We start from the raw sequence: 6,887 nt of genomic DNA, 5'->3' as shown, positions 1-6,887 counted from the left end.
ACTGGATGAAGCACACCATCGCGACGTTCGACGGCTGGGGCGGCAAGGGCGGGACGACGGCGATCGATTACCGCCCGGTCCACGATTACACGCTGACCGACGATATCGAATACATCAAGCCGAAGAAGCGGGTGTATTGATGGCGATGCCGATGCTGCGGGAGATGCACTCGATCATGTGATCGCTTTTCACGAAGCCAGGTATCTCATCGGAACTTGAGGATAGTCCAGGCTTGCCGCGGGTGAAGCGCTCCTCAGCAAGCATGAATGCTCGTTCGTCCTCCAGCGCAACGGAGACGACGCGGTGGGACCGTGCCCGAACGCCGCGAAGGCCATCGTCGTCGGCGGGAAGATGGTGCATCGGCACGTCGCGAACGAGGTGCTGAAGCATGTCAGGATCATGGCAAAGTTCTTGCCGCTATTCGCCGAACATCCCGACCAGAATTGCCAAAGCCGACGCCAGCGCGACGTCATCGACAACGCCCAGGCGCGTCGCGAGCCGTTTGCAGTCGACCGTCCTGATCTGATCGAGCAGAATCAGGCCGGGCTTCCGGCGAAAGACCGTCGCGATGCGGAACGGGGCGGGATGGCTGCGACTGGTCATCGGTGCGACGATGATCCGGCGCAGGACGCCGTTGAGTTCGTCCGGCGACACGATCACGCAGGGTCGGGTCTTCTGGATCTCGCTGCCCACCGTCGGGTCCAGCGTGACAAGCCAGACTTCGCCCCGCTTCACCAGATCAGCTCGTCATCACCATCGTTGCCGAACGTCGACCAAGCAGCCTCGTCCACATCTTCTTCGGCAGCCGCAACCGCAGCCGCTCCCTCGGCCCATCCGGCACGCACACGGCGCATCGGAGTCGCCACGACCCGGCCGTCCTCCACGCGAACGTCCATCGCGGTGCCCGCGCCCGCGCCCAGCTCCTGGAGCAGGGCCTTGGGCACGATCAAACCAACCGAATTGCCCATCTTGCGGAGCGCACTTTGCATGGGCACCCTCTAAAGCAGGTCTGATGTAAGCACAAGGTTGTAACGGATGAAGATCATGTCGATGATTTGCGTGATGGCGCAAGCGGCGGGACCAGCCCCTGCGATCGTCGGGTCATTGCCTCATGGCATTCAGGCCGACCCCTTCTACACCCGATACGTCGACGCCGGCGGCATCCCCGTCCTCGCCTCCGCCCGCACGCCGCCGCGCGCGCTGTTGCTGGCGCGGGAGATCGTGCAGGGGATGCTGATCCGGCGGCCGGACATTCGGCGGACCTTGATCGCGCAAGGGGAGCGGGTCGTGGTGATGGCGGCGGAGGAGGGGACGCTCGACGTGCCCGAGCAGCGCGATTGGAAGAAGCCGGCGCGTGACGATCCGCGGCTTACGGTGTGCGAGCGCAAGCATTACGACGTGCGGATCGGGCGGCTGTCGGATCGCGATTACTGGAACGCACGGGCGCGGGGGATGGGCGGCATCCTGACCACCGCGGCGGCGGAGAATTTACTGGCGGGGCCGGGCGACCGCTATCACGGGCAGAACATATTCGTGCACGAGTTCGCGCATGTCATCCTGCGAGCCGCCCAAGTCGCCGATCCGGCGCTGCACGCGCGGGTCGAGCGGGCCTATGCCGATGCCATGAAGCGCGGCGCGTGGGCGGGGGAATATGCCGCGACCACATTCGAGGAATATTGGGCGGTGGGCACGCAATTCTGGTTCGAAACCGGCCGGATCGCGACGTTCGATCAGGTCCGGGTACTGTCCCCGGACGATCTGCGTAGCTACGACCCTGCGCTCTACGGCCTGCTCGCCGAGGTCTATGCCGGTCACCGGCTGGCGGGCGACCTGTTCTGGCGCCATCCCGACCGGGTGCCGCCGGGGCCGCTGCCGAAGTTTACCGCCGAGGTTTGCTGACGGAGGCGACGGGCTGTCCGATCCGCCGCCGCGCGAACAACAGCCCGCCTGCGAGCGCCAGCCCGACCAGTCCCACCGCGGCGGTCGCGCGTGGGTGGAGGGCGGCGGCGGTGTAGAGGCTGGTCTTGCGCGCATGGGGGTGTTCGCCCGAGCGTTCGCGGCCGGCGCGCACGCCCCAGGCCAGGTTGCTTGGCCGCGGCTGCGGCTTGGTGGGGTCGGTGAACACCTTGGCCGCCTTGGGCGCGAGGCGTTCGTAGATCGCGGGGAAGTGCGCGGCGAACAATGCCTGCGCCCGGCCGCCGCCGCCAACGGTGATCTCGCGCAGCGGGTGGACCGCGCAGTGCAGGATGGCGTCGGCGACGAGTTGCGGGTCGTAGACCGGCGGCGGGATCTGCGCCTCGCCGCCCGCATGATTCGCGGCGTGCTGGCCGATCGGCGTGTCGATCCCCGAAGGTTTGACCAACGTCACCGAGATGGCTGCCCCGTCCTCCTGCAATTCCATCCGCAGCGTCTCGACATAGGCCTTCACCGCGTGTTTCGACGCGGCATAGGCCCCCATGACCGGGACGGCCATGTCGGAGGCGATCGACGCCACCGTGATGAGCGCGCCGCCGTGCTCGCGCAGGTGCGGAATTGCCGCCTGACACCCGTTGACGACCCCGAAATAATTGGTGCGGAACAGCCGTTCGTGTTCGTCGAGCGGGATGTCGGCCAGTCGAGCGTAGATCGCGACGCCGGCATCGTTGATCCATGTGTCGATCCGCCCGAACATCTCGATCGCATAGGCCGCCGCGGCCTCGACCCCCGCGCGGTCGCCGACATCGGCGGCCTTGGCCTCGACGTGCAGGCCTTCGCCCTGCAATTCGGCGACGATCCCGCGCAGCACGTCCTGCGATCGCGCCACCATCAGCACCTTGGCACCCGCCCGCCCCGCGGTGCGCGCGGTGACCAGGCCGATGCCGGAGCTTGCCCCAGTGATGACGACGACCTGATCGCCCAGCGGTTTCAACGTGATGGCCATGATGTTCTCCTGATCGCCCACCCAAGCGCGCGCGAACGCTCGCGGTTCCGCTGCTTGACACCCGTGCAGTCCGCGCCACAGTCGTTTGCGGAGGCGCGGATGGGGGCATGGCATCGTCTGGGAGCACTGGGTCTGGGAGCATTAGCAGCCATCATGGCAGCGCCGGCGCCCGCGCAATATTCGCCGCCCCAGCACACCCAGCCGCCCCCGTTCCTGGGCACCACGTCGGCGCAGGAGACCGCGCGGCTCGCCGATCTGGGCGTCGAGATCGAGCGCGGGCGCACCGCCGCGGACATGCTCGCCGAACACCGCAAACTGGCGCGCGCGTTGTCCGCGATCGGGCCGCAGCGCAAGGGCGTGGTCGACGCCTATGTCGTCGTGGTCGGGCTGGACAGCGATCCCGTCTTCGGGCGCGAGGCGCGCGAGGCGGGGCGGGTGCTGACCCGGCGTTATGGTGCGACGGGGCGCAGCGTCGTGCTGGCCGCGTCGGACGGGCGCGCGGAGAGCGACCTGCCGCGCGGCTCGCCTGCCAACATCGCCGCGATCCTCGCGCGCGTGGCCGAGCAGATGGACCGGGCTGAGGACGTCCTTATCCTCTATACCACCAGCCACGGTGCGCCGATCGGCATCGTTTATAACGATGGCGATGCAGGGTTCGGCGCGATCTCTCCGTCGCGGCTGTGGAGCCTGCTGACGACGCTGGGCATCCGCAACCGGCTGGTGCTGGTCAGCGCCTGCTACTCGGGCGTGTTCGTGCCGATCCTGGCGTCGCCGACCACCGCGATCCTGACGGCATCCTCGGCAGACCGCACGTCGTTCGGGTGTCAGGCGGACAACGATTGGACCTTCTTCGGCGATGCACTCATCAACCACGCCCTGCGCGCGCCCGAGCCGTTCGCGGTCGCAGCCGCGGCCGCGACCCGAACCATTGGCGACTGGGAAGCGTCGGCCGCGCTCACCCCTTCACAGCCGCAGGTGAGCATCGGCGCAGAGGCGATCACCTGGCTGGCCGCGATCGAACGCCGGTTGCCGCCGAAGACGCCCGGTGTCGGCCGCCCTGCAACCAGTTCCCTCTCGGCTTTGCCGCACCGCAGCAAATAAACCTGCACGGCGAGGGAACCGTCCTGGACACGCAACAGTTCGCCGCCGCATGACCGACTTGCCCAATAAAGCCGCGCAATATCCCGCACTCGCCAAGCCCCACATCCAGCTGCACGGCACCGTCGACGACCGGATGTACGACAGCTTCCAGTCGCAGCTCGCCTCCGCGCCCGGCGACGGCCCGCTGGTCGTGTCGATCACGACGCTGGGCGGCGACCCCGAAATGGCGCGCGCAATGGGCGACAGCATTCGCCTGCTGCGCGACTATACGGGACGCGAAGCGCTATTCCTAGGCAAGGTCGCGGTCTATTCGGCGGGTGCGACCTTCATGTCGGCATTTCCCGTGGACAAGCGTTTCCTCACGCACGGCAGCCGGCTGATGATCCACGAGCGGCTGATGACCTCGACGGTGACCCTGTCCGGCCCGTTGTCGACGCTGCCGTCCACGCTGAAGGCCAAGCTGAACGAGATCGAGGACTCGATCCGCATCCAGGACGAGGGCTTCGAGAGCCTGGTGGCGGGTTCCAAGGTGACGCTCGACCAGCTGAAGGCCAAGGCGACCTCGAACTGGTACATCGAGGCGCAGGAGGCGCTCGACCTGGGGCTGGTGCTCGACGTGATCTGAGATTGTATCGGCTACGGTTCGGCGCTAGCCAGGCACGGTTCGTCGTAGAAGGACGCGTGCATGGCCGCAGATACCCGCACCCCAGGCGGCAAGTTGCTGATGGCGATCTTGATGGCGGCGCTGCTCGCGGTGCCGCTGTTTGCCGTCTATCTGCTGGTGTATGATCGCCAGTCGCAGTCGGAGACCGCGCGGGCCTCGATCGCGGAAGGGTGGGGCGGGCCGCAGACGATCGCGGGGCCGGTACTGGTTCTCCCCTATCAGGAACAGGTGACCGAGACCGTCGACGAGGGCGGGCGGAAGGTCGTGCGCACGAACATGGTGTGGCGCGAACTGACGCTGGCGCCCGAGATGGCGGACATCCGGACCGATCTGACGCCCGAGCGACGCAGCCGATCGATCTACGAAGCCGTGGTTTACGAGGCGGCGGCATCGGGCACCGCGCGTTTCGCGCTGCCGGCCGATCTGGCGCGCTTCGGGGTAAGCGCAGACCGGCTGGCGTTCGACCGGGCCGAATTGCGCTTCGGGTTGAAGGATGCCCGCGGCCTGTTCGGTGCGCCGCCTGCGGTGAGCGTGGGCGGGCGGCGGCTGGTGCTGCAACCGGGAAAGGGGCTGCCGTCGACCGGAGGATCGGGGTTCTTCACCTGGCTCGACGCGTCGTCGCTGCGCGGAGGGCCATTGACCGCGACGTTCCGCTTCACATTTCGAGGCAACGGCTGGCTGGCGCTCGCGCCGCAGGCTGGCGACACGCGCTGGACGGTGGCATCGACCTGGCCGCATCCCAGCTTCCAGGGCGGCTTCCTGCCGACGCGGCATGCCGAAACCGCAAGCGGCTTCACCGCCACGTGGCGCGTCGGCAATCTGGCGCTCGGTCGCTCGCTCGTCACCTCCGATGCCGTGCAGCCCGATGCGCGCGCTGCGGGGGGTGCCGATCGCTACATGGTGGCCGCACCCGCGGGCGATTACGAGGCGCGGGTCGATCTCGTCTCCCCGGTCGATCTGTATTCGCAGGTCAATCGCAGCGTCAAATACGGGTTTCTCTTCATCGGCTTCACCTTCATGGCGTTCCTGATGTTCGATGTGATCGCGGGCGTGCTGGTGGCGGCGGCGGAATATCTGCTGGTGGGCGCGGGGCTCGTGCTGTTCTTCGTCATGCTGCTGGCGTTCGCCGAGGTCGTCGGTTTCGCCGGCGCGTACATCGTCGCGGCGGCGGCGATCATCGGCCTGCTGTCGGCCTATTCCACCGCGGTCCTGCGCAGCCGGCGGCGCGGCGGCTATGTCGCGGCGCTGCTGGCCGCGCTGTACGGCGTGCTCTACATCCTGCTCAGCCTGGAAGCATTTTCGCTGCTGATCGGCGCGCTACTGTTGTTTGCGGCGCTCGCAGCGATCATGTACCTGACGCGCAATCTCGATTGGGGCGGCCTGCGATCCGCCCCGCCCACTGCCTGATCCGGGAACAGCATATGGCCGAATTCCGACTGCCAAAGAACAGCGTCGTCAAGAAGGGCGCGAGCCATCCCGCGACCAGTGGCGGCAAGCTGAAATCGTTCAAGATCTATCGGTACGATCCGGATACCGGCGAAAACCCGCATTACGACACGTTCCAGGTCGATCTGGACGAATGCGGGCCGATGGTGCTCGACGCGCTCATCAAGATGAAGGCCGAGCAGGATTCGTCGCTGACCTTCCGCCGTTCGTGCCGCGAGGGCATTTGCGGGTCGTGCTCGATGAACATCGACGGGCGCAACGGCCTGGCCTGTACGACCGCGATCGAGGATGTGAAGGGCGAGGTGCGGATCACGCCGCTGCCGCACATGGACGTCATCAAGGATCTCGTCCCCGACTTCACTCATTTCTACGCGCAATATTCGTCGATCAAGCCGTGGTTGCAGACCGTCACCCCGCCGCCCTCGGGCAAGGAGCGACTGCAATCGCCCGAGGATCGCTCGAAGCTGGACGGGCTGTACGAGTGCATCCTGTGCGCGTGCTGTTCGACCTCGTGCCCGAGTTATTGGTGGAACAGCGACAAGTTCCTGGGACCGGCGATCCTGTTGCAGGCGTATCGCTGGCTGGCGGACAGCCGCGACGAGATGACCGGCGAGCGGCTCGATGCGCTGGAGGATCCGTTCCGCCTGTATCGTTGCCATACGATCATGAATTGCGCGAACGTCTGCCCCAAGGGGCTGAACCCGGCCAAGGCGATCGCCGAGGTCAAGAAGATGGAAGCCGAGCGGGTTCTCTAGC

At 66.9% G+C, this 6,887-nt stretch carries 9 protein-coding genes; 5 read left to right on the top strand and 4 right to left on the bottom strand.

Annotated features, from left to right (window positions below):
• Nucleotides 1-114: 114 nt before the first annotated feature.
• Genes VF643_RS05610 through VF643_RS05600 form a run of 3 tightly spaced genes read right to left on the bottom strand, consistent with a single transcriptional unit; the run spans nucleotide 115 to nucleotide 989 of the window.
• Nucleotides 115-390, bottom strand: a complete 276-nt coding sequence (locus VF643_RS05610; RefSeq protein ID WP_331042391.1) for a hypothetical protein — start codon at nucleotides 388-390, stop codon at nucleotides 115-117.
• Between the two features lie 27 nt (nucleotides 391-417).
• The gene (locus tag VF643_RS05605) at nucleotides 418-735 is read right to left on the bottom strand and encodes a type II toxin-antitoxin system PemK/MazF family toxin (RefSeq protein ID WP_331042390.1); all 318 of its coding nucleotides are present in this window, start codon (nucleotides 733-735) and stop codon (nucleotides 418-420) included.
• Nucleotides 732-989 carry an AbrB/MazE/SpoVT family DNA-binding domain-containing protein gene (locus VF643_RS05600; RefSeq protein ID WP_331042389.1) on the bottom strand — a complete coding sequence of 86 codons (258 nt, stop codon included), beginning with the start codon at nucleotides 987-989 and terminating at the stop codon, nucleotides 732-734. The genes VF643_RS05605 and VF643_RS05600 overlap by 4 nt, the downstream gene beginning before the upstream one ends.
• A gap of 46 nt (nucleotides 990-1,035) precedes the next feature.
• On the opposite strand from VF643_RS05600, the gene VF643_RS05595 reads away from it, so the two are divergent.
• Complete coding sequence (locus VF643_RS05595; protein ID WP_331042388.1) at nucleotides 1,036-1,899, top strand: glycoside hydrolase; 864 nt, start codon at nucleotides 1,036-1,038, stop codon at nucleotides 1,897-1,899.
• On the opposite strand, the gene VF643_RS05590 is transcribed toward VF643_RS05595, so the two are convergent.
• Nucleotides 1,880-2,920: an SDR family oxidoreductase gene (locus VF643_RS05590; RefSeq protein ID WP_331042387.1), complete on the bottom strand. Its 1,041-nt coding sequence runs from the start codon at nucleotides 2,918-2,920 to the stop codon at nucleotides 1,880-1,882. The two genes, VF643_RS05595 and VF643_RS05590, sit on opposite strands and share 20 nt — an antisense overlap.
• A 153-nt stretch (nucleotides 2,921-3,073) precedes the next feature.
• Here VF643_RS05590 and VF643_RS05585 point away from each other — a divergent pair, with 153 nt between their 5' ends.
• The 4 genes from VF643_RS05585 to VF643_RS05570 are packed head-to-tail and all read left to right on the top strand — an operon-like array spanning nucleotide 3,074 to nucleotide 6,886.
• Nucleotides 3,074-4,021, top strand: coding sequence for a C13 family peptidase (locus tag VF643_RS05585; protein WP_331042386.1), 948 nt, complete (start codon nucleotides 3,074-3,076; stop codon nucleotides 4,019-4,021).
• 49 nt (nucleotides 4,022-4,070) lie between these two features.
• A complete protein-coding gene (locus VF643_RS05580; protein WP_331042385.1) occupies nucleotides 4,071-4,646 on the top strand; it encodes a ClpP family protease in 576 nt (191 codons plus the stop codon).
• 60 nt (nucleotides 4,647-4,706) lie between these two features.
• The gene (gene creD / locus VF643_RS05575; RefSeq protein ID WP_331042384.1) at nucleotides 4,707-6,092 is read left to right on the top strand and encodes a cell envelope integrity protein CreD; all 1,386 of its coding nucleotides are present in this window, start codon (nucleotides 4,707-4,709) and stop codon (nucleotides 6,090-6,092) included.
• Nucleotides 6,093-6,106: 14 nt separating this feature from the next.
• Nucleotides 6,107-6,886 carry a succinate dehydrogenase iron-sulfur subunit gene (locus tag VF643_RS05570; protein ID WP_331042383.1) on the top strand — a complete coding sequence of 260 codons (780 nt, stop codon included), beginning with the start codon at nucleotides 6,107-6,109 and terminating at the stop codon, nucleotides 6,884-6,886.
• Nucleotide 6,887: the final 1 nt, after the last annotated feature.

Source organism: Sphingomonas sp., from assembly GCF_036387595.1.
In the GTDB taxonomy this organism is placed as follows: domain Bacteria; phylum Pseudomonadota; class Alphaproteobacteria; order Sphingomonadales; family Sphingomonadaceae; genus Sphingomonas.
Note: the sequence above shows the minus strand (reverse complement) of the source record. Positions and strands in the feature narration are given on the sequence as shown.

Excerpts from the sequence above, each read along its gene's own strand:
- creD (WP_331042384.1), top strand. The coding sequence starts at position 4,707 with ATGGCCGCAGATACCCGCACCCCAGGCGGCAAGTTGCTGATGGCGATC.
- VF643_RS05600 (WP_331042389.1), bottom strand. The coding sequence starts at position 989 with ATGCAAAGTGCGCTCCGCAAGATGGGCAATTCGGTTGGTTTGATCGTG.
- VF643_RS05610 (WP_331042391.1), bottom strand. The coding sequence starts at position 390 with ATGCTTCAGCACCTCGTTCGCGACGTGCCGATGCACCATCTTCCCGCC.
- VF643_RS05595 (WP_331042388.1), top strand. The coding sequence starts at position 1,036 with ATGAAGATCATGTCGATGATTTGCGTGATGGCGCAAGCGGCGGGACCA.
- VF643_RS05570 (WP_331042383.1), top strand. The coding sequence starts at position 6,107 with ATGGCCGAATTCCGACTGCCAAAGAACAGCGTCGTCAAGAAGGGCGCG.
- VF643_RS05590 (WP_331042387.1), bottom strand. The coding sequence starts at position 2,920 with ATGGCCATCACGTTGAAACCGCTGGGCGATCAGGTCGTCGTCATCACT.
- VF643_RS05580 (WP_331042385.1), top strand. The coding sequence starts at position 4,071 with ATGACCGACTTGCCCAATAAAGCCGCGCAATATCCCGCACTCGCCAAG.
- VF643_RS05585 (WP_331042386.1), top strand. The coding sequence starts at position 3,074 with ATGGCAGCGCCGGCGCCCGCGCAATATTCGCCGCCCCAGCACACCCAG.